We start from the raw sequence: 19,135 nt of genomic DNA on the forward strand, positions 1-19,135 counted from the left end.
CAATCCGCGAAGCGCAACCGCGCCCCTCAGACGTCGGTGACCTCGACCGCGGCCAGGTTCTTCTTCCCACGCCGCAGCACCAGCCACCGCCCGTGGATGAGCTCGTCCTTCGCCGGGACGGCGTCCTCCGCGGTGACCTTGACGTTGTTCACGTAGGCCCCGCCCTCCTTCACGGTCCGCCGCGCGGCGGACTTGCTGGCCACCAGGCCGACCTCGGCGAACAGGTCCACGACCGGTCCGAGCTCGGCGACCTTGATGTGCGGCACCTCGGAGAGGGCCGCGGCCAGCGTCCGGTCGTCGAGCTCGCCGAGCTCGCCCTGGCCGAAGAGGGCCTTGGACGCGGCGACCACGGCGGCCGTCTGGTCGGCGCCGTGCACCAGCGTCGTCAGCTCCTCGGCCAGCGCGCGCTGGGCGGCCCGGGCCTGCGGACGCTCCTCGGTCTGCCGCTCCAGCTCCTCGATCTCGGCATGGGACCTGAAGCTGAAGATGCGCAGGAACTTCGACACGTCCCGGTCGTCCGCGTTCAGCCAGAACTGGTAGAAGGCGTACGGCGTGGTCATCTCGGGGTCGAGCCAGATCGTGCCGGACTCCGTCTTGCCGAACTTGGTGCCGTCCGCCTTGGTGATCAGCGGGGTGGCCAGCGCGTGCACCACGGCGTCGGACTCCACCCGGTGGATCAGGTCGGTGCCCGAGGTGAGGTTGCCCCATTGGTCGCTGCCGCCGGTCTGGAGCGTGCAGCCGTGCCGCCGGTACAGCTCCAGGAAGTCCATCCCCTGGAGGATCTGGTAGCTGAACTCGGTGTAGCCGATGCCCGCCTCGGAGTTGAGCCGCCGGGAGACGGCCTCCTTGGCGATCATCTTGTTGACGCGGAAGTGCTTGCCGACGTCCCGCAGGAAATCGATGGCCGACAGGCCCTGCGTCCAGTCCAGGTTGTTGACCATGACCGCCGCGTGCGGGCCGTCGAAGTCGAGCAGCGGCGCGATCTGCGCGCGCAGCCGCTCGACCCACTGGGCGACGACCTCGGGCGAGTTCAGCGTCCGCTCCGCGGTGGGCTTCGGGTCGCCGATCAGCCCGGTGGCGCCCCCGACCAGACCCAGCGGACGGTTGCCCGCCTGCTGGATCCTGCGCATCGTCAGGATCTGCACGAGGTTGCCGAGGTGCAGGCTGGGCGCGGTCGGGTCGAAGCCGCAATAGAACGTGACGGGACCGTCCGCGAACGCCTTGCGCAATGCGTCCTCGTCAGTGGAGAGGGCGATCAGCCCGCGCCACTGCAGTTCGTCGACGATGTCCGTCACGGTTCTCATATCTCCTTGATGATCTTCAGACTGTGTTCGGGCGGTCGAGCGACCACCGGCTACGAGGTTATACGCCCTGACTGACAGAGCTCATATTGAAGTCCGGCACCCTCAGCGCGGGCATCGCAGCCCTAGTGAACCAGTCGCTCCACTCCCGGGGCAGCGTCTTTTCCGTGCGTCCCGCCTCGGTCGCCCGCCCGAGCAGGCCGACCGGCGACTCGTTGAACCGGAAGTTGTTCACCTCGCCGACGACCTCGCCGTTCTCCACCAGGTAGACGCCGTCCCGGGTCAGGCCGGTGAGGAGCAGGGTCGCCGGGTCGACCTCGCGGATGTACCACAGGCAGGTCAGCAGCAGCCCGCGTCCGGTGGCCGCGACCATCTCCTCCAGGGAGCGGTCCTCGCCGCCGTCCAGGATCAGGTTGTCGGCCCCGGGCGCCACCGGCAGGCCGGTCAGGGCCGCGCTGTGCCGGGTGGTCGTCAGGCGGTTCAGCTCGCCCGCGGAGATCCACTCGGTGGGCCGCACGGGCAGGCCGTTGTCGAAGACCGACTGGTCGCCGCCGGAGGAGTGCGCGATGACGAACGGCGGCGACTCCAGGCCCGGCTCGTTCGGGTCGCTGCGCAGGGTCAGCGGCAGGTCGGACAGCTTCTCCCCGATCCGGGTGCCGCCGCCGGGCTGGGAGAACACCGTCCGGCCCTCGGTGGCGTCCCGGCCCGAAGCCGACCACAGCTGGTAGATCATCAGGTCGGCCACCGCGGTCGGCGGCAGCAGCGTCTCGTACCGCCCGGCGGGCAGCTCGATCCGCCGCTCCGCCCAGCCCAGCCGTACGGCCAGTTCGGCGTCGAGCGCCGCCGGGTCGACGTCCTTGAAGTCCCGGGTCGAGCGACCGGCCCACGCCGAGCGGGTCCGGTCCGGGGACTTGGCGTTGAGTTCCAGCGTCCCGGTCGGCTGGTCGTGCCGCAGCCGCAGCCCGGTCGACGTGCCCAGGTACGTCGAGACGAGCTCGTGGTTGGCGAACCCGTACAGCTCGCGACCGCCCGCACGCGCGCGTGCGAACGCCTCGCCCAGGGCGGGTGCGAAGTCGGCGAAGACCGCCGACGAGGTCTCCGCGGGCGCCTCGGTGAACTCGGGGGACCGGGCGACGTCGGCGACCAGCGGCTGCGCGTCCTCGGCGGGAGCCGCGCCCCGCGCGGCGGCCTCGGCGGCGCGGACCAGGGGCTCCAGCTCGTCCTTGGTGACGGCGGCCCGCGAGACGACACCGGAGGCGGTGCCCTCCTTGCCGTCGACCGTGGCGATCACGGTGAGCGTGCGCCCGCGCGTGACGCCGTTGGTCGTGAGCGCGTTGCCCGCCCAGCGCAGGTTCGCCGTCGACTGTTCGTCGGCGATCACGACACAGCCGTCGGCCCGCGACAGCTCGAGGGCGCGCTCGACGATCTCGTGCGGCTGCTGCCCCTTGTTGGTGCCCGCGCTCATCGACCGGCCTCCTGCGTGGTGTTCAGAATGTTGACGCCCTTGAAGAGGGCCGACGGGCAGCCGTGCGACACCGCCGCGACCTGGCCCGGCTGGGCCTTGCCGCAGTTGAAGGCGCCGCCGAGGACGTACGTCTGCGGGCCGCCGACCGCCGCCATCGACCCCCAGAAGTCGGTGGTCGTCGCCTGATAGGCCACGTCCCGCAGCTGGCCGGTGATCCGCCCGTTCTCGATCCGGAAGAACCGCTGACCGGTGAACTGGAAGTTGTAGCGCTGCATGTCGATGGACCAGGACCGGTCGCCGACGACGTAGATGCCCCGGTCGACGCTGCCGATGAGCCCCTCGGTCGACATCCCGGCCGGATCCGGCCGCAACGACACGTTGGCCATGCGCTGCACCGGGACATGGCCGGGGGAGTCGGCGAAGGCGCACCCGTTGGACCGCTCGAAGCCGGTCAGCTTCGCGATCCGCCGGTCCAGCTGGTAGCCGACGAGCGTGCCGTCCTTCACGAGGTCCCAGGACTGGCCCTCGACGCCCTCGTCGTCGTAGCCGACGGTCGCCAGGCCGTGCTCGGCGGTGCGGTCACCCGTGACGTTCATCAGGTCCGAGCCGTAGCGCAGCTTGCCGAGCTGGTCGAAGGTGGCGAAGGAGGTGCCGGCGTAGGCGGCCTCGTAGCCGAGGGCCCGGTCCAACTCGGTGGCGTGCCCGATGGACTCGTGGATGGTCAGCCACAGGTTCGACGGGTCGACGACCAGGTCGTACAGTCCCGGCTCGACGCTCGGCGCCCGCATCTTCTCGGCGAGCAGCTCCGGGATCCGGTCGAGCTCGTCGTCCCAGTCCCACCCGGTGCCCGTGAGGTACTCCCAGCCGCGCCCGGCCGGCGGCGCGATCGTGCGCATCGAGTCGAACTCGCCGCTCGACTCGTCGACCGACACCGCGGTCAGCGCCGGGTGCAGCCGCACCCGCTGCTGGGTGGTCACCGTCCCGGCCGTGTCGGCGTAGAACTTGTTCTCGTGGACGGTGAGCAGCGAGGCGTCCACGTGGTTGATCCCGTTCGCCGCCAGCAGCCGCGCGCTCCAGTCCGCGAGCAGCGCCGCCTTCTCCTCGTCCGGCACGGTGAACGGGTCGATCTCGTAGGACGAGATCCACGTCCTGTCGGCGTGCACCGGCTCGTCGGCCAGTTCGACCCTCTCGTCCGAACCGGCCGCCTTGATCACCTGCGCGGAGAGCTTGGCCATCGCCACGGCCTGCGAGGCGACCCGGGCCGCGGCGTCCATCGTGAGGTCCACGCCGGACGCGAAGCCCCACGTGCCGCCGTGCACCACCCGCACCGCGTATCCGAGGTCGGTCGTGTCGGAGGACCCGGAGGGCTTGGCGTCCCGCAGCCGCCAGGAGGCGCTGCGCACCCGCTCGAACCGGAAGTCCGCGTGCTCCGCCCCCAGCGCACGCGCGCGTGCGAGAGCGGCGTCGGCGAGGGCGCGTAGGGGTAGGGCCGTGAAACTTTCATCGATGCTGTGGGGCACCTACGTCTCTCCCTGGTGTCGTCACGTGTGAAGGCCTCGATCATGTCGCGCCCGGCAGCCCCGGACCACACGTTTCCGCCCCGCTTCCGCAAACTTTCTGTAGAGACCCCACAGCCAGTCCGGTGAGCCACTGTCGGTGCCCGAATGTCCGTCGGACGAGGCAGACCGATAGGTTTCGAGGGAAGCCACCTGCCGTTCCGTGTTCCGGGCGGGTGCGTCAGACCCCAATCGAAAGGGTGATCCGTTGAGCCGCTCGGTTCTCGTCACCGGAGGAAACCGGGGCATCGGCCTCGCCATCGCCCGCGCGTTCGCCGATGCCGGCGACAACGTCGCGATCACGTACCGCTCGGGCGAGCCACCGGCCGGCTTCTTCGCGGTCAAGTGCGACATCACCGACTCCGAGCAGGTGGAGCAGGCCTACAAGGAGATCGAGGCCGAGCACGGCCCCGTGGAGGTTCTGATCGCCAACGCCGGCGTCACCAAGGACCAGCTCCTGATGCGCATGACCGAGGAGGACTTCACCTCGGTCATCGACACCAACCTCACGGGCACCTTCCGCGTGGTCAAGCGCGCGAACCGCGCCATGCTGCGCGCCAAGAAGGGCCGTGTCGTCCTGATCTCCTCGGTCGTGGGTCTGCTCGGCTCCGCCGGGCAGGCGAACTACGCCGCCTCCAAGGCCGCCCTGGTCGGCTTCGCGCGTTCCCTCGCCCGTGAGCTGGGATCGCGCAACATCACCTTCAACGTCGTCGCGCCCGGCTTCGTCGACACCGACATGACCAAGGTGCTCACCGACGAGCAGCGCGCGGGCATCGTCTCGCAGGTCCCGCTCGGCCGGTACGCGCAGCCGGAGGAGATCGCCGCGACGGTGCGGTTCCTCGCCTCGGACGACGCCTCGTACATCACTGGAGCCGTCATTCCCGTTGACGGCGGACTGGGAATGGGTCACTGATCACCATGAGCGGAATTCTCGAGGGCAAGCGCGTCCTGATCACCGGCGTGCTGCTGGAGTCCTCCATCGCCTTCCACACCGCCAAGCTGGCCCAGGAGCAGGGTGCCGAGATCATCCTGACCGCGTTCCCGCGGCCCACGCTGACCGAGCGCATCGCCAAGAAGCTGCCGAAGCCCACCAAGGTCATCGAGCTCGACGTGACGAACGACGAGCACCTCGGCCGGCTGGCCGACATCGTCGGCGAGGAGCTCGGCGGTCTCGACGGCGTCGTGCACTCCATCGGCTTCGCGCCGCAGGACGCCATGGGCGGCAACTTCCTCAACACGCCGTTCGAGTCGGTCGCCACGGCCATGCACGTCTCGGCGTTCTCCCTGAAGTCACTCACGATGGCCTGTCTGCCGCTGATGCAGAACGGCGGCTCGGTCGTCGGCCTCACCTTCGACGCCTCGTTCGCCTGGCCGCAGTACGACTGGATGGGCCCCGCCAAGGCGGCCCTGGAGGCCACCAGCCGCTACATGGCGCGTGACCTGGGCAAGCAGAACATCCGCTGCAACCTGGTCTCCGCCGGGCCCATCGGTTCCATGGCGGCCAAGTCCATCCCGGGCTTCTCCGAGCTGGCGTCCGTGTGGGACGACCGTTCCCCGCTGGAGTGGGACCTCAACGACCCCGGCCCGGCCGGCCGCGGTGTGGTCGCCCTGCTGAGCGACTGGTTCCCGAAGACCACGGGCGAGATCGTGCACGTCGACGGTGGCCTGCACGCCATCGGAGCCTGATCACCGACACGCCGTCGACGCCCCGTTCCCCCGCTCGCGCGCGGGGGAGCGGGGCGTCACCCGTTCGGCCCATCCGGCCGGGCGGGGGAGTGCCCCTGCAAGGCACTCTGAAGTGCGGGTTCCTTACCGCGCTTTCCTCCCCAGCACGGCCGAGGAGGTCCCCTTGTGCGCCTGTCTCGCAGCCTGGCCCCAGTGACCGTCGCCGTCTGTCTCGTCCTGTCGCTGCCGTACGACGCGCTGTCCCACGCGCGCGTGCCGGCCCGGCAGGCCGCCGCCGCACCCGAGGAGCCGTTCGGCGCGGAGTGCCGCACCGAGATCCGCGGCTCCCGAGTCGTCGCCTACTGCCACAACCCCTACGCCGACACCGACCGCGTCCGTCTGCACATCGAGTGCGACCGCTGGTGGGATCTCGACACCGACGGCACCCCCGCCGACGCGGGCCCCGCCCAGACCGTACGGCTCACCGGCCGTTGCTGGAAGGAGGTCCGCTCGGCCTGGGTCAGCCACCAGAAGCCGTGAACCGGCCGGGCCGGCACAGCAGGGGATAGCCGGCCGCCTCGACGGCGGCGGCCTCCGCGTCACCCGCGCGGATCGCGTCCACCAGCCGCGTGTGGTCCATGTACGTCTCCGGCGTCAGCTCCGCGCCGACGTCCTCGCGCAGCCAGTCGCGCAGCACCTCGCCGAGGTCCGCGTACATCGCGCTCATGACGTCGTTGTGGGAGGCCGCCACCACCGCCAGGTGGAAGGTCGAGTCCGCCGTCACGAACGCCTCCGTGTCGCCCGAGTCCCAGGCCTCCTCGCGCCGCAGGAGGAGCGCGTCCAGCTGCTTGAGGTCCTTCTCCGTGCGCCGTGCGGCCGCCAGCTTCGCCGCGCTCGACTCCAGCGTGGCGCGCAGCTCGGCGATGTGGCCGGGGTCGGCGTCGGCGAAGCGGCGGTGCATCACGCCCGCCAGTTCACTGGTCGCCACGACGTAGGTGCCCGAGCCCTGCCGGATGTCCAGCAGCCCGTTGTGCGCGAGCGCCCTGACGGCCTCACGGACCGTGTTGCGGGCGACGCCCAGCTGCTCGACCAGTTCGGGCTCCGTGGGGATGCGCGCGCCGACCGGCCACTCGCCCGAGGTGATCTGGGTGCGCAGTGCGGCGATGACCTGCTCGGACAGCGCCGAGCGGCGGGGATGGCTCAGGGGCATGGCACACCTTCGCACGGGTGGGGCCGCCGAGGGGAACTCGAGCATGGACAACCAATCATCCTATGATTCTATGATGGTCGGCATGGTTAGCGAGCAGACCCGGACGACGACACCCCCGACCACCCGCACCTCGGCCGCGGGCGAGCCCCCGCGAACGGCCCCCCGCGCGTGGGACTGGGGCACACGGCTGCTCGTCGTCGGCATCGTGCTGGCCGCCCTCAACCTCCGGCCCGCCATCACGAGCCTCGGCGCCCTCCTCGAAGAGGTGCGCGACGGGCTCGGCATGAGCGGCAGCGTGGCCGGGCTCCTCACCTCCGTGCCCCCGCTCTGCTTCGCCGTCTTCGGCGTCATGGCACCCCGTCTCGCCCGCCGCTTCGGGCCGGGAGCGGTGGTGTGCGCCGGCATGGTCGCCATCACGGCGGGGCTGCTCCTGCGCCCCTACACGGGCGGCACGGCGGGGTTCCTCGCCGCCAGTGCCCTCGCCCTCATGGGCATCGCCGTCAGCAACGTCCTGATGCCGGTCATCGTCAAGCGTCACTTCCCCGACCGGGTCGGCACCATGACCGGCCTGTACTCGATGGCCCTCGCCCTCGGCACCTCCGCCGCCGCCGCGATCACCGTGCCCATGACCGAGGCGCTGGGCGGCAGTTGGCAGACCGGCCTCGCGCTCTGGGCGGGCCTCGCGGCGGCTGCCGTCCTGCCCTGGCTGCCGCTCGCACGGCACCGCGGGACGGCACCGGGCGGAGCGCGTACGGAGGGCGAGCGGCAGGAGCGGGGACCGCGGCCCGCCCCGCGGGTCCACGCGCGCGTGCCGCGGCCGTCGGCCGCCCCGCTGCGCATCACCCGCAGCCGTACCGCGTGGGCGCTCGCCGTCTTCTTCGGTCTCCAGGCCACCGCCGCGTACATCACCATGGGCTGGATGCCGCAGATCTTCCGGGACGCCGGGGTGCCCGCGAGCACGGCCGGGCTGCTGCTCGCCGTGACGATGGCGATGGGCGTGCCGCTGGCCTTCGTCATCCCGCGCGTCGCCACCCGGCTGCCGCACCAGGGCCCCATCGTGCTCGCGCTCGGCGGCTGCGGCCTCGTCGGATACGCCGGCCTGTACCTCGCGCCGGCCGGCGGCGCCTGGGTCTGGGCCCTGCTGCTCGGCATCGCCAACTGCGCCTTCCCGCTGGCCCTCACGATGGTCGGGATGCGGGCCGGGACCGGCGCGGGGGCGGCGCAGCTGTCGGCGTTCGCGCAGAGCGCCGGCTATCTGATCTCCATCCCCGGCCCGCTCCTGGTGGGGGTGCTCTACCAGCACAGCGGCGGCTGGGGCCTGCCCCTCGCGCTCATGGCGGCCCTCATGGTCCCGCAGACGGTCGTGGGCGTCCTGGCCGGCCGGGACCGCACGGTGGAGGAGGAGGCCGCCCGCTGACCCCGGCGGGACCGCGGAGGACGCGGGGTGCGAGACTTGCCGTATGCCAGTGCTCGACCCGAACCCCCAGAACGGTCAGAAGAAGATGCTGATCGTCTTCGGCTCGTTCTTCGCCATCTTCGTCGTCATCGCCGTCATCGCGACCATCGCCTCGCCCTGACGGCCCGGCCGTGACTGCCCAGACGTGACGACCCAGAGGTGACGGCCGGCCGTGACGGCCGGCCGCATCGGCCCTGCCGCGATCCCGTCCCCGCGATCCCGTCCGAGTGGCCGGGGTGGGGTTAACCCCCCTGTCCCCTAGGGGGTGAGGGTCAGGGTCAAGTGGGTGGATCACCGGATGGGTTGAGGGCAGCCGATTCCGTAACTTCGAGGTGTGGCCGCAGGACGCGGACCACCTGCCAAGGTCCACGGACCACTCGAAGACAGCGGAGGCACCCATGTCGGCCCCTACGCACACCCGGCCCCACCCGGCCACCTCGGGCGGCGTCGACACCTGGCTGCCCTGGTGGGCCCTCGCGCTCCCGACGCTCGCCTTCGTCACCCTGCTGGTGCTGATACTGAACCCCGCCGACGCCCACGCGGCCACCGGCGACCCGGCGATCACCCACCTCGTCGAGCGCGTGCAACAGCTGGTCACCCGCTAGGGCGGACCTCAGGACCGCTGGTGAAGCCGCATGTCAACTCCCTGCGCCCCGTGGCCTGTTTCATGCGAAGCTGGGACTCATGAGCGTCGAAGAACCCCGCAGGATCGTCCTCTTCCGCCATGCGAAAGCCGACTGGCCGCAGGTGACCGACCATGAGCGTCCGCTCGCTGAGCGGGGTCGTAAGGACGCCGCCGTCGCCGGGCGCAAGCTGGTCGACAGCGGTATCCCCATCGACCTGGCCGTCTGCTCCACCGCGACCCGCACCCGCGAGACGTGGAAGCTCGCCGTCCATGAGTTCCCACAGCGGCCGAAAACCGTCTACGAGGAGCGGATCTACGAAGCCTCGCCCGGTGAGCTGATCGCCCTGCTCAACGAAACACCCGACGACGTGCGTGACGTCGTCCTGGTCGGCCACAACCCGGGCATCCAGGGTCTCGCCGACATCCTCTCCGGCCGGAGCGACGGCGACGCCGGCGAGCGGATGCGCCGCCGCGGGTTCCCGGCCGCCGCCTTCGCCGTCGTCTCCTTCGACGGCCCCTGGAAGTCCTTGGAGCCCGGCGTGGCCACGCTGCTCGACTACTGGGCGCCCTCCGAGTGACCCACCCGGCACGCGCGAGGGCCCGGCACCGTGATGGTGCCGGGCCCTCTCCGTCCGTCGGGGCACCCGTGCGTCCCCGCGTCGGCGCCCCTGTGCCTGCGCCACGCCAGTGCGCGGCTACTGCTCGTCGTGCGTCTCCGCGGCCTCGACCTCTTCACGGGTGATGCCGAGCAGATACAGGACGGTGTCCAGGAACGGCACGTTCACCGCCGTGTGCGCCGCCTCGCGCACCACCGGCTTCGCGTTGAAGGCGACCCCGAGACCGGCCGCGTTGAGCATGTCGAGGTCGTTGGCGCCGTCACCGATCGCCACGGTCTGCGAGAGCGGCACGCCCGCCTCGGCGGCGAACCGGCGCAGCAGCCGTGCCTTGCCGGCACGGTCCACGATCTCGCCGGTGACCCGGCCCGTCAGCCTGCCGTCGACGATCTCCAGCGTGTTGGCCTGCGCGAAGTCCAGCCCGAGCCGCTCCTGAAGGTCGTCGGTGACCTGGGTGAAGCCGCCGGAGACGACCCCCACCTGGTAGCCGAGCCGCTTCAGCGTCCGGATCAGCGTGCGCGCACCCGGCGTCAGCCGGACCTCGGCGCGCACCTTGTCCACGACCGACGCGTCCAGTCCCGCCAGCAGCGCCACGCGCGCGTGCAGGGACTGCTCGAAGTCGAGCTCACCACGCATCGCGGCCGCCGTCACCTCGGCGACCTCGTCCTCGCAGCCGGCGTGCGCGGCGAAGAGCTCGATCACCTCGTCCTGGATCAGGGTGGAGTCGACGTCCATCACGACGAGCCGCTGGGCCCGCCGGTACAGGCCCGCGTCCACCACCGCGACGTCCACCCCCAGCGCTGCCGCACCCGTGACCAGAGCGGTGCGCAGGGGCGCCGTCTCCGCACCGGAGACGGCGAACTCGACGGCGGTGACGGGGTACTTGGCGAGCCGGAAGATGCGGTCGATGTTCCCGCCGGCCTTCGTGATCTTCGCTGCCACCGCCGCCGTGGCCTCCGCGGTGAGCGGATGCCCGAGCACGGTGACCAGGGACCGGCCGAGGCCGCGCGGCCGGTTGTCACCGATGCCGGAGATGATCTCGGCCTGCATCTTCATCGACTCGGCCCAGCTGTGGACCGTGGACCGCAGTTCCCCCTCGAAGCCGGTCGGCGGCTCGGTCACGAGCGCGCACAGCACCATCCGGCCTCGGGTGACGACCTGCTCGATGTCGACCACGTCGACGGAGAAGGCGGCGAGGGTGTCGAAAAGGCCGGCCGTGATACCCGGCCTGTCCTTGCCGAAGATCTTGACAAGGAGCGTGGGGACGTCAGAGGACGAAGTCTGCAAAGCGCTCATGGTGTACCCACCGTATCCGGCACCCAGTGCCGCGCGCCCTCGAGGTCCGCCTGACGGACGGGGAACAGTGGATGTCGGTGAGGTGGCGTGCGCCACAAGAATCGGCTGCGGGCGTTTTGCGGGTGTTCCGGCCCCGGCCCCTCACCGCGGTCCGCCAGGCGGCCTGGGGCCCCTCGGAGGAGCTGGAGGAGGGGGCGGAGGCGGCGGCGGACCCTCGTCCGGTCCGGGCGACGGCCACTCACCGGGCCGCGGCCCGGGAGGCCGCCGCGGTGTACGGGGAGCCGGCCCGATCGGCCGGACCACGGTCGGAGCGCCGTAGACGTCGTCAGCCTCCGGCGGCCCGGCGGGCGGCCGCCCGCCGCCCGAGGGGGGCTCGGCCCGCCGGGAGCTCTCGTAGGGCCTCGACTGCCCGCTCCTGTCGCCCCTGGCCCGCTCGGGCCGAACCTGCTGCGGCCCCGCGTCCCGCGACTCCCGCAACTCCTTTGGAACCCGCAGATAGGGATTGGTCGCCGGATTCGGCGGCCGGTACGAGGGCGCACCCGGCGCGTACGGCCCGGCCCGGTCGTCCGGGTAGCCCGAAGGCCCGCCTGCCTCGCCGGGGCCCGCGGCGCCCCGCGGGTCACTCCGTGCCAGTGGCGCCGCCCGCCGCCCCGCGGCCCCCATGGCCCACGCCAGCAGCGCACCGGCGGCCCCCGCCCCCGCGCCCCACCCGGCACCCAGCGGCAACGCCGCTCCGAGGTGCCCGTGCAGCTCGATCCCGGCCCCGAAGGCGTCGAACCCCAGCACGGACAGCGAGGCGTCCACGGACACGTTCGTCAACCAGGCGATCAACGGCAACGCGACGGCGGTCGCCGCCCCCAGCCGCACGGCGCAGCGCCCGGCGAACCCCGCCGCACCGGCCCCGCGCCGGCCCTCGGAACCTGCCCCCGCCCCGGCCCTCGCGCCCTGCGGAGACCCCGCCGGCCCCACAGGGGTCCGCACCGCCGTCAGCACCCCCGCCAGCAGCATCGTCAGCGCCGCCGCCACGCCGAGCAGCCACACCCGTCCGTCCAGCTCCGCGAGGCGTCCCAGCGTCACCGACTGCTCGGTGCCGACGCCCAGCAGCTCGTCCAGCGGGGCCGGGAGGACGCTCGTCAGCGCGCCCGTCGCCCTTCCGTCCCAGGGGACGAACAGGCCGATCGGGATGCCCAGCCAGACCCCGTTCGGCGCGCCGAGCAGCGCCGCTCCCGCGATGCGCCGGGGATGGTCGTCGCCGATCGCCGCGTACGCCGCCGCGGCGAACCCGGCCGCCACGGCCACCAGCAGCACGGTCACGACGGCGGACACCGCCGGCCGCACCACCCGGTGCACCGCCTCCCAGCCGCCCGGCAGCGGCGTCCGGCGCGAGGCCAGCAACGCGATCAGCAGGATGCCGAGGGACCAGCCGAGGCCGCCGAGCAGCGTGGGCGCCGTGTCGACGGTGAAGCCGACCGCGGCCTTCGCGTCGACGAGGTCGCCGAGCCGGTCGGGCAGCAGTCCGCCGATGTCCCCGAGACCGGGGATCTCCAGGCCGCCGCCACCGCCCCCACCGGCGCCGGGCAGATCGTCCAGCCCCAGCGCACCCCCGTCGAGCGTGATGACGTCGTGCCCCGCCCAGGCCAGTCCGCCGAGCATCACCACGTACAGGGCGACCACCGCCCCGACGCGCGCGAGGAGTTCGGCCGGGGCGATCACGACTCCCGCCGTCCGCAGGGACCGCAGGAAGAACCACGACAGCAGCAGCGCGCCCACCAGGCTCACCCCCAATGGCGTGATCTCGATGGCCGTGTTCGCCTCCGCGCCCGTGAGCCCGAAAGCGGACACATCGCCCGACGGAGTCACCGATCCCCCGGCGGCGAGGGCCACCACCGCGGCCGTCATCGGGCCCAACGAGCCCGCGGAGTCCGCCTCCAGGAGATGCAGCCCCAGCGCCGCCGTCCCGGCCATCCCGATCAACGCCCAGCTCACCGCCGCGACGGCGGCCAGCAGCACGTCGATCCACGGCACGCCCCTGCCGCGCGCCGCGCTCGCACTGCCCTCGACACCCGTACCGGCACTCATGCAGACCCCCCGATCCGCGGCGCGCGGCGGCGAAGATCGCCGCTTCCGCCCCCCTCGCGTGCCTTTACCACTCTCCGGCCCGGTTTCAACCCCGTCAACGGGAACGGCCGATACGCTCGCGCACGCTCTTCACAAGGCCCGACTTTCGGTCAGGGGGCCGCTACTGAAATAGTTCCCCCCGATGTTCGACATCCCTAGACTCCCCGTTGATGGGGCTAACTCGGGGGACAACTCAGTGGGGCTGGAGTGCCGGAACTCGTACTGGAATTGAACGGACGCACCTGGACGCTGGATCCGTCCAGGCCATACACCCTCGGACGTGATCCGCAGGGCGACATCGTCCTCGACGACGCCAGGGTCTCCTGGCGCCACGCCACGGTCAGCTTCAACGGGCGCAGTTGGGTCGTCGAGGACCACGGGAGCACCAACGGCACGTTCGCGCAGGGGCAGCGGATCCATCAGCTGGAGATCGGCCCCGGCTCGGCGCTGCACCTGGGCAACGCGACCGACGGGCCGCGCGTGAACCTCTCGGGCGCTCAGGCGCCCGCCGCGCAGCCCCGGCAGCCGTACGCCGCGCAGGCCGCGAACCCGGGCTGGGCCCAGCAGGCGCCGCCGCAGCAGGCGCCGCAGGCCGGATGGCAGCCGCCGCAGCAGGGCGCGCCGCACGTCCCGCAACAGCAGGGGCCGAGCGAGCCGTACGTGCAGAGGGTGCCCGGTGGAGGCGCGGGGGCGCCGCCGGTCTACGGAGACCGCAGCCCGACCACGTTCCACCAGTTCTCCCTCGGCCGCGTGATGCGCATCGGCCGTGCCCTGGAGAACGAGCTGGTCGTCTCCGACCTCCAGGTCTCGCGGAACCACGCCGAGTTCCACTCGACGCCCGACGGCCGCATGGAGATCCGCGACCTCGGCTCGCACAACGGCACCTACGTCAACGGCCAGCCGATCCCCAAGGGCGGCTCGGTCCAGCTGGGGCCCACCGACATCGTGGGCGTCGGCCACTCGACGTTCCGGATCGTCGGCGACCGGCTCGAGGAGTTCGTCGACACCGGCGAGGTCTCCTTCTCGGCCCGCCATCTGACCGTCACGGTCGACGGCGGCAAGCAGATCCTCAAGGACGTCTCCTTCGGCGTCCCGGAGAAGTCCCTGATCGCGGTCATCGGCCCCTCCGGTTCCGGCAAGTCGACCCTGCTCAAGGCGCTGACGGGCTACCGCCCGGCCAACCAGGGCGACGTCCTCTACGACAACCGGAACCTGTACAAGCAGTTCGCCGAGCTGCGCCAGCGCATCGGTCTGGTTCCGCAGGACGACATCCTGCACAAGGAACTGACCGTCAAGAGGGCCCTCAAGTACGCGGCCAAGCTCCGTTTCCCGGCCGACACCACGGCCGCCGAGCGCGACGCCCGGATCGACGAGGTGCTGCGCGAGCTGAAGCTCGACATCCACAAAGAGAAGAAGATCACCTCCCTCTCCGGTGGCCAGCGCAAGCGCGTCTCGGTGGCCCTGGAGCTCCTCACCAAGCCGTCGCTGATCTTCCTGGACGAGCCGACCTCCGGCCTCGACCCGGGCATGGACCGCGATGTCATGCAGTTGCTGCGCGGCCTCGCCGACGACGGCCGCACGGTCCTGGTCGTCACGCACTCGGTGGCCGAACTCGCGATCTGCGACAAGCTGCTCGTGATGGCGCCGGGCGGTGCCGTCGCCTACTTCGGCCCGCCCGAGGAGGCGCTGAACTTCTTCGGCTACGACACCTGGGCCGACGTCTTCTCCGCCTTCGAGAACTACCGCGACTACGACTGGGCGGGCCGCTGGAAGGGCTCGCAGCACTACCAGATGTACGCCGCGGACATCGACGCCATCGCGCCGCAGTCCGTACAGATGCCGCCGATGCAGGCGATGAAGCCGCCGAAGCCGCAGGGCTGGACGTCCCAGTTCGTCACACTGGTGCGCCGCTATGTCTCGGTGATCGCCTCCGACAAGGGCTTCCTGGCCCTGACGGTGATCCTGCCGGCCGTCCTCGGCGCGGTGAGCCTGCTGATCGACTCCGGGAACAGTCTGCTGCCCAACCCGGTCAACCCGAAGACCGGCCGGATCATCCCCAACGGCACGGCCACCACCGTCCTGCTGATCCTCGCGGTCGGCGCCTGCTTCGCGGGCGCGGCCAACTCGGTCCGCGAGCTCATCAAGGAACGCGTCATCTACGAGCGGGAACGCGCCACCGGTCTGTCCCGGTCCGCGTACCTGATGTCGAAGGTGTTCGTGCTCGGCGTGGTCACCGTGCTCCAGGGCCTGCTGGTCGGCGTGATCGGCTTCGCGAGCCGGGAGATCCCGACCGAGGGCCTGGTCCTCGGCAGCGCCACCATGATCGAGCTGTCCATCCCGATCATGGCGCTGGGCTTCACCTCGATGATGTTCGGCCTGGTCATCTCGTCGCTGGTGAAGACGGCCGAGAAGACCATGCCGCTGCTGGTCATGTTCGCGATCATCCAGGTCGTGTTCACCGGCTGCCTGTTCACCCTGAACGGCGCGGTCGGCGTCAACGAGTTCTCGTACCTGATGCCCTCGCGCTGGGCGGTCGCCGCCGCGGGTGCCACGCTGGACTTCAACAAGATCAGCCCGCCCAAGGACGGCGGCGAGACGGACCCGCTGTGGGAGCACACCGTCGGCGCCTGGGGCCTGGACATGGTCGCGTTGATCGTCCTCGGCGTGATCTGCGGCTTCTTCGTGGCCCGCTTCCTGCGCCGCCACGAGCCCGAGGTCATGCGCAAGTAGTCGCTGCCGCAGTACGCCGATGGGCGGCACCCCGTACCGTGGGTGCCGCCCATCGGCGTACGGAGATGGCTCAGTACGCGCTGTCGACGTTGTCGATCGTGCCGTACTTGTCGGCCGCGTAGTTCGCGGCGGCGGTGATGTTGGCGACCGGGTCGTAGATGTTCCAGGACGTCCCGGCGACGTGGTACGCGGCGAAGGTCGGCGGGATCACCTGCAGCAGGCCCTTGGACGGGATGCCGTTGACGGCGTTGATGTCCCAGTTGTTGATCGCCTTCGGGTTGCCCGAGGACTCCCGGATGATGTTGCGGTGCAGACCGCTGTAGGAGCCCGGGATGCCCTTGGACTTCATGATGTCCAGGGAGTGCTTGATCCAGCCGTCGAGGTTGTTGGCGTAGCTCTTGGTGGCGGCCTTCTTGACCACGACACGCTGGGCGGACCGGCTCGCGGCCTCCTTGGCCTCGCGTGCGGCGGCTGCCTTCTTGGCGGCGGCCGCCGCGGCGGCCTTCTTCTTCGCTGCCGCTGCCTTGGCGGCGGCCTCGGCGGCTGCCTTCTTCTTGGCGGCGGCGGCCGCGGCGGCCTTCTTCTTGGCCTCGATGGCGTCGACCTTCACGCTCGTCGTGGCCAGCTGGTCGGTCACGCTGGCCTTGACGGCCTGCACCGGCACTGAGCTGTAGGCGACCCGGGCCGAGGAGACGGCGTCCGTAGTGGTCGTCTGCGCGTCGGCCGGCACCACGGAGAAGGCGAGGGCAGCGGCACCGAGCGTGGCGGCACCGGCGATCGCGATCTTGCGAGTGTTCTTGGGCATGCGGATGGACCTCTTCGAATAGCGCGGAGGTCGCTCTCTTCGTCCGACGGCGGACAGCGGGTGCTTTTCGGCACGGGCGCCGCCGGGGGAGAACCCACGGCGCTGAGCGACGAGAGCCATTGTTAGCGGCCGCAAAAAGGGCAGGCAAAGGTGTGACGTACGATCCCCGATAGTGGATCAGGGAAGGGCAAATCGGGACAGATGGAACCATCTGCCCCGTTCACCGCGTCCCCTTTATCTCCTATTGCCCGTAGTACGTGATCCGCGCCCTATGTGCGGGCTCACACGGCCCCCACCCTGTCCTCACTGGTAGTTGCCCGAGCAATGCTCTGCGTCAGCGTTCTCCTCCGGGAGGACGAGGTGCACGTCCCCGAACTCGTGCCACAGGTAGCGCCCGCCCAGCGCCTCCTCGTAGCCACGGCTGATCGCGGCCCGCCCCGCCACCGCCTCCAGCATCAGCAGATGCGAGGCCTCCGGCTCGTGCAGCCCGGTCAGCAGCCCGTCCACCACCCGCACCCCGCGCGCGGGAGTGACCACGAGATCCGTCCATCCCGCACGCGCGCGTACGACCCCGTCCGCCCCGGCCGCCGACTCCACGGCCCGTACCGCGGTCGTCCCGACGGCGATCACCCGCCCGTTCCCGGCCCGCGCCGCGTTGATCAGCCGCGCCGACGCCTCCGGCACCACGAACCGCTCCGGGTACGGCGGCTCGTGCACCTCCGCCGAGGCGACCCCGGTGTGCAGGATGACCGGCGCGAACTGCACCCCCCGGCTCACCAGCTCCGTCACCAGCCCCGCGGTGAAAGGCCGCGCCGCACTCGGCATCTCCGCACTGCCCGACCCGTCGGCCGACGGCAAAGCGAACACCGTCTGGTAGACCGACAGCGGCTGATCCCGCTCCGTATAGGAGTAGCGGATGGGCCGCCCGTGCTCCCGCAGCAGCCCGGGCACCGTGCCGACGGGGGACACCCGCGCCCACCACAGCCGTCCGCTCCCCGGGCTCAGCGGCTCCTCAAGCGTCAGCCGCACATCCCCGGCCAGTTCCACCTCGGTCCCCGCGGGCCCACCCGCACGCGCGCGGGTGGTGCCCTTCCCGTCCGGCTCCCGCAGCTCCACGGCCCACCGTCCGTCGTCACCGCGCGTGGAGAAGTGCACCACCACGCGCGCGTGCCCGACCCGCCCGTCCACGGCCGCCGCCAGCGTCGGCGAGGTGTTCACCACGAGCAGGTCCCCGGCCCGCAGCAGACACGGCAGCTCCCGGAAGGCGTGATGCGTCGCCTGCGTCCCCCGCGACACCAGCAGCCGCACGTCGTCCCGGTCCCGGCCCGGCGCGCGCTGCTCGGCCGGGACCCGAGCCGACAGCTCCCGCGGCACCTTCCCCCACCCTCGCCTGCGCTCGTGCGGCGGCACCCCCAGCGCCAGCGTCATCGCCGTCCCTCCAGCAGGGCCTGAGCCCCGTATCGCCCGCTCGCCGGGCGTTCGTCCAGCAGCCGCAGGAAGGCCGGCGCCACCCCGGCCGGATCCGGCCGCGGGCCGTCGTCTTCCGGTACGGCCGCCGTATACAGGTCCGTGGCCATGTCCCCGGGGTCCACCGCCCACACCCGCAGCTCCGGCTCCTCCGCACCGAGCACCGCCGCGAGATGGTCCAGGGCCGCCTTGGACGCCCCGTAGCCGCCCCACGTCTCGTACGCCTCGGCCGCCGCGTCCGAGCTGACGGTGATCACCGCGCCCGCCCGCGCCCCGTGCAGCAGCGGCAGCGCCTCCTGGACCAGCCCCAGCGCCGCCACCACGTTCACCTCCAGCGCCCGCCGCAGCCCGTCCAGGGGCAGCTCGGCCAGCCGCACCAGCGGCTCGGCGCCCAGCGCGCTCGCGTTGTTCACCAGCAGGTCGCAGCCCCCGAACCGCCAGGCGGCCGCCACCAGCTCGGCCCGGTGCGCCGCATCCGTGACGTCCCCCGCACGGGCCTCGACCCGGGTCCCGTGCGCCGCCACGGCCGCCGCCGTCACCTTCAGCACCTCCGCGGTTCTGGCGTCGAGCACCAGATCCCAGCCGCGTGCGGCGAGCGCCTCGGCCAGCGCCCGCCCCAGCCCCTTCGACGCACCCGTGATGATCGCAACCGGCATGACAACCGTCCCCTCGTCCGATCCGCCTCCGTCGGCGGTGATCCCAACGTAGGAACCGGCCCCCCGGCCCCGCCTCGGACGCGGGACGCAAGCCGGAGGGGCCCTTCGTCGTACGCCCGGGCACCCGGTCCCCTCGCCCTAGGCCGCGGTACCGGGGACCTCCGACCTAGG

At 71.7% G+C, this 19,135-nt stretch carries 17 protein-coding genes; 8 read left to right on the plus strand and 9 right to left on the minus strand.

The window, feature by feature from the left end; translation table 11 throughout:
- Positions 1–26 precede the first annotated feature (26 nt).
- From tyrS to QQM72_RS21595, 3 genes are all read right to left on the minus strand, one after another.
- Positions 27–1,295 (minus strand): tyrosine--tRNA ligase, encoded by a 1,269-nt coding sequence (gene tyrS, locus QQM72_RS21585; protein WP_314222535.1) that lies wholly within the window; start codon positions 1,293–1,295, stop codon positions 27–29.
- A gap of 67 nt (positions 1,296–1,362) precedes the next feature.
- Positions 1,363–2,766 carry a metallopeptidase TldD-related protein gene (locus tag QQM72_RS21590; protein ID WP_314222503.1) on the minus strand — a complete coding sequence of 468 codons (1,404 nt, stop codon included), beginning with the start codon at positions 2,764–2,766 and terminating at the stop codon, positions 1,363–1,365.
- Complete coding sequence (locus tag QQM72_RS21595; protein WP_020130403.1) at positions 2,763–4,286, minus strand: TldD/PmbA family protein; 1,524 nt, start codon at positions 4,284–4,286, stop codon at positions 2,763–2,765. The genes QQM72_RS21590 and QQM72_RS21595 overlap by 4 nt, the downstream gene beginning before the upstream one ends.
- Positions 4,287–4,530: 244 nt before the next feature.
- Here QQM72_RS21595 and fabG point away from each other — a divergent pair, with 244 nt between their 5' ends.
- The 3 genes from fabG (at position 4,531) to QQM72_RS21610 (ending at position 6,527) form a co-directional block, all read left to right on the plus strand.
- Positions 4,531–5,235, plus strand: a complete 705-nt coding sequence (gene fabG, locus QQM72_RS21600; protein WP_314222504.1) for a 3-oxoacyl-[acyl-carrier-protein] reductase — start codon at positions 4,531–4,533, stop codon at positions 5,233–5,235.
- Between the two features lie 5 nt (positions 5,236–5,240).
- Positions 5,241–6,008 carry an enoyl-ACP reductase FabI gene (fabI, locus tag QQM72_RS21605; protein ID WP_020130401.1) on the plus strand — a complete coding sequence of 256 codons (768 nt, stop codon included), beginning with the start codon at positions 5,241–5,243 and terminating at the stop codon, positions 6,006–6,008.
- A 165-nt stretch (positions 6,009–6,173) separates the two neighbouring features.
- A complete protein-coding gene (locus QQM72_RS21610; RefSeq protein WP_314222505.1) occupies positions 6,174–6,527 on the plus strand; it encodes a hypothetical protein in 354 nt (117 codons plus the stop codon).
- On the opposite strand, the gene QQM72_RS21615 is transcribed toward QQM72_RS21610, so the two are convergent.
- Positions 6,508–7,197 carry a FadR/GntR family transcriptional regulator gene (locus QQM72_RS21615; RefSeq protein ID WP_314222506.1) on the minus strand — a complete coding sequence of 230 codons (690 nt, stop codon included), beginning with the start codon at positions 7,195–7,197 and terminating at the stop codon, positions 6,508–6,510. The genes QQM72_RS21610 and QQM72_RS21615 overlap by 20 nt on opposite strands.
- Positions 7,198–7,267: 70 nt before the next feature.
- Here QQM72_RS21615 and QQM72_RS21620 point away from each other — a divergent pair, with 70 nt between their 5' ends.
- From QQM72_RS21620 to QQM72_RS21635, 4 genes are all read left to right on the plus strand, one after another.
- Positions 7,268–8,614: a CynX/NimT family MFS transporter gene (locus tag QQM72_RS21620; RefSeq protein WP_399078091.1), complete on the plus strand. Its 1,347-nt coding sequence runs from the start codon at positions 7,268–7,270 to the stop codon at positions 8,612–8,614.
- A gap of 43 nt (positions 8,615–8,657) precedes the next feature.
- Positions 8,658–8,774 (plus strand): SGM_5486 family transporter-associated protein, encoded by a 117-nt coding sequence (locus QQM72_RS21625; protein ID WP_107095507.1) that lies wholly within the window; start codon positions 8,658–8,660, stop codon positions 8,772–8,774.
- 277 nt (positions 8,775–9,051) lie between these two features.
- Positions 9,052–9,258, plus strand: a complete 207-nt coding sequence (locus tag QQM72_RS21630) for a hypothetical protein (RefSeq protein ID WP_314222508.1) — start codon at positions 9,052–9,054, stop codon at positions 9,256–9,258.
- A gap of 79 nt (positions 9,259–9,337) precedes the next feature.
- The gene (locus QQM72_RS21635) at positions 9,338–9,856 is read left to right on the plus strand and encodes a SixA phosphatase family protein (protein WP_314222509.1); all 519 of its coding nucleotides are present in this window, start codon (positions 9,338–9,340) and stop codon (positions 9,854–9,856) included.
- 117 nt (positions 9,857–9,973) lie between these two features.
- On the opposite strand, the gene serB is transcribed toward QQM72_RS21635, so the two are convergent.
- Complete coding sequence (serB, locus tag QQM72_RS21640) at positions 9,974–11,188, minus strand: phosphoserine phosphatase SerB (RefSeq protein WP_314222510.1); 1,215 nt, start codon at positions 11,186–11,188, stop codon at positions 9,974–9,976.
- Positions 11,189–11,329: 141 nt separating this feature from the next.
- Positions 11,330–13,267: a streptophobe family protein gene (locus tag QQM72_RS21645; protein WP_314222511.1), complete on the minus strand. Its 1,938-nt coding sequence runs from the start codon at positions 13,265–13,267 to the stop codon at positions 11,330–11,332.
- A gap of 246 nt (positions 13,268–13,513) precedes the next feature.
- Here QQM72_RS21645 and QQM72_RS21650 point away from each other — a divergent pair, with 246 nt between their 5' ends.
- Entirely contained in the window at positions 13,514–16,036 is a 2,523-nt protein-coding gene (locus QQM72_RS21650; RefSeq protein ID WP_314222512.1) for an ABC transporter ATP-binding protein/permease, read from the plus strand.
- Between the two features lie 70 nt (positions 16,037–16,106).
- Here QQM72_RS21650 and QQM72_RS21655 read toward each other — a convergent pair whose 3' ends face one another.
- The 3 genes from QQM72_RS21655 to QQM72_RS21665 all read right to left on the minus strand — a co-directional run bounded on the left by QQM72_RS21655 (position 16,107) and on the right by QQM72_RS21665 (position 18,964).
- Complete coding sequence (locus tag QQM72_RS21655; RefSeq protein ID WP_314222513.1) at positions 16,107–16,841, minus strand: transglycosylase SLT domain-containing protein; 735 nt, start codon at positions 16,839–16,841, stop codon at positions 16,107–16,109.
- 303 nt (positions 16,842–17,144) lie between these two features.
- Entirely contained in the window at positions 17,145–18,269 is a 1,125-nt protein-coding gene (locus QQM72_RS21660) for an S-adenosylmethionine:tRNA ribosyltransferase-isomerase (protein WP_314222514.1), read from the minus strand.
- Complete coding sequence (locus QQM72_RS21665) at positions 18,266–18,964, minus strand: SDR family NAD(P)-dependent oxidoreductase (protein WP_314222515.1); 699 nt, start codon at positions 18,962–18,964, stop codon at positions 18,266–18,268. The genes QQM72_RS21660 and QQM72_RS21665 overlap by 4 nt, the downstream gene beginning before the upstream one ends.
- Positions 18,965–19,135: the final 171 nt, after the last annotated feature.

The sequence above is a fragment of the Streptomyces zaehneri genome (assembly GCF_032248645.1).
In the GTDB taxonomy this organism is placed as follows: domain Bacteria; phylum Actinomycetota; class Actinomycetes; order Streptomycetales; family Streptomycetaceae; genus Streptomyces; species Streptomyces coriariae.

Coding starts and splice junctions, on each gene's coding strand:
- QQM72_RS21660 (WP_314222514.1), bottom strand. CDS start 18,269: ATGACGCTGGCGCTGGGGGTGCCGCCGCACGAGCGCAGGCGAGGGTGG.
- QQM72_RS21615 (WP_314222506.1), bottom strand. CDS start 7,197: ATGCCCCTGAGCCATCCCCGCCGCTCGGCGCTGTCCGAGCAGGTCATC.
- QQM72_RS21590 (WP_314222503.1), bottom strand. CDS start 2,766: ATGAGCGCGGGCACCAACAAGGGGCAGCAGCCGCACGAGATCGTCGAG.
- QQM72_RS21635 (WP_314222509.1), top strand. CDS start 9,338: ATGAGCGTCGAAGAACCCCGCAGGATCGTCCTCTTCCGCCATGCGAAA.
- QQM72_RS21625 (WP_107095507.1), top strand. CDS start 8,658: ATGCCAGTGCTCGACCCGAACCCCCAGAACGGTCAGAAGAAGATGCTG.
- QQM72_RS21620 (WP_399078091.1), top strand. CDS start 7,268: ATGATGGTCGGCATGGTTAGCGAGCAGACCCGGACGACGACACCCCCG.
- QQM72_RS21645 (WP_314222511.1), bottom strand. CDS start 13,267: ATGAGTGCCGGTACGGGTGTCGAGGGCAGTGCGAGCGCGGCGCGCGGC.
- QQM72_RS21630 (WP_314222508.1), top strand. CDS start 9,052: ATGTCGGCCCCTACGCACACCCGGCCCCACCCGGCCACCTCGGGCGGC.
- fabI (WP_020130401.1), top strand. CDS start 5,241: ATGAGCGGAATTCTCGAGGGCAAGCGCGTCCTGATCACCGGCGTGCTG.
- QQM72_RS21665 (WP_314222515.1), bottom strand. CDS start 18,964: ATGCCGGTTGCGATCATCACGGGTGCGTCGAAGGGGCTGGGGCGGGCG.
- QQM72_RS21655 (WP_314222513.1), bottom strand. CDS start 16,841: ATGCCCAAGAACACTCGCAAGATCGCGATCGCCGGTGCCGCCACGCTC.
- serB (WP_314222510.1), bottom strand. CDS start 11,188: ATGAGCGCTTTGCAGACTTCGTCCTCTGACGTCCCCACGCTCCTTGTC.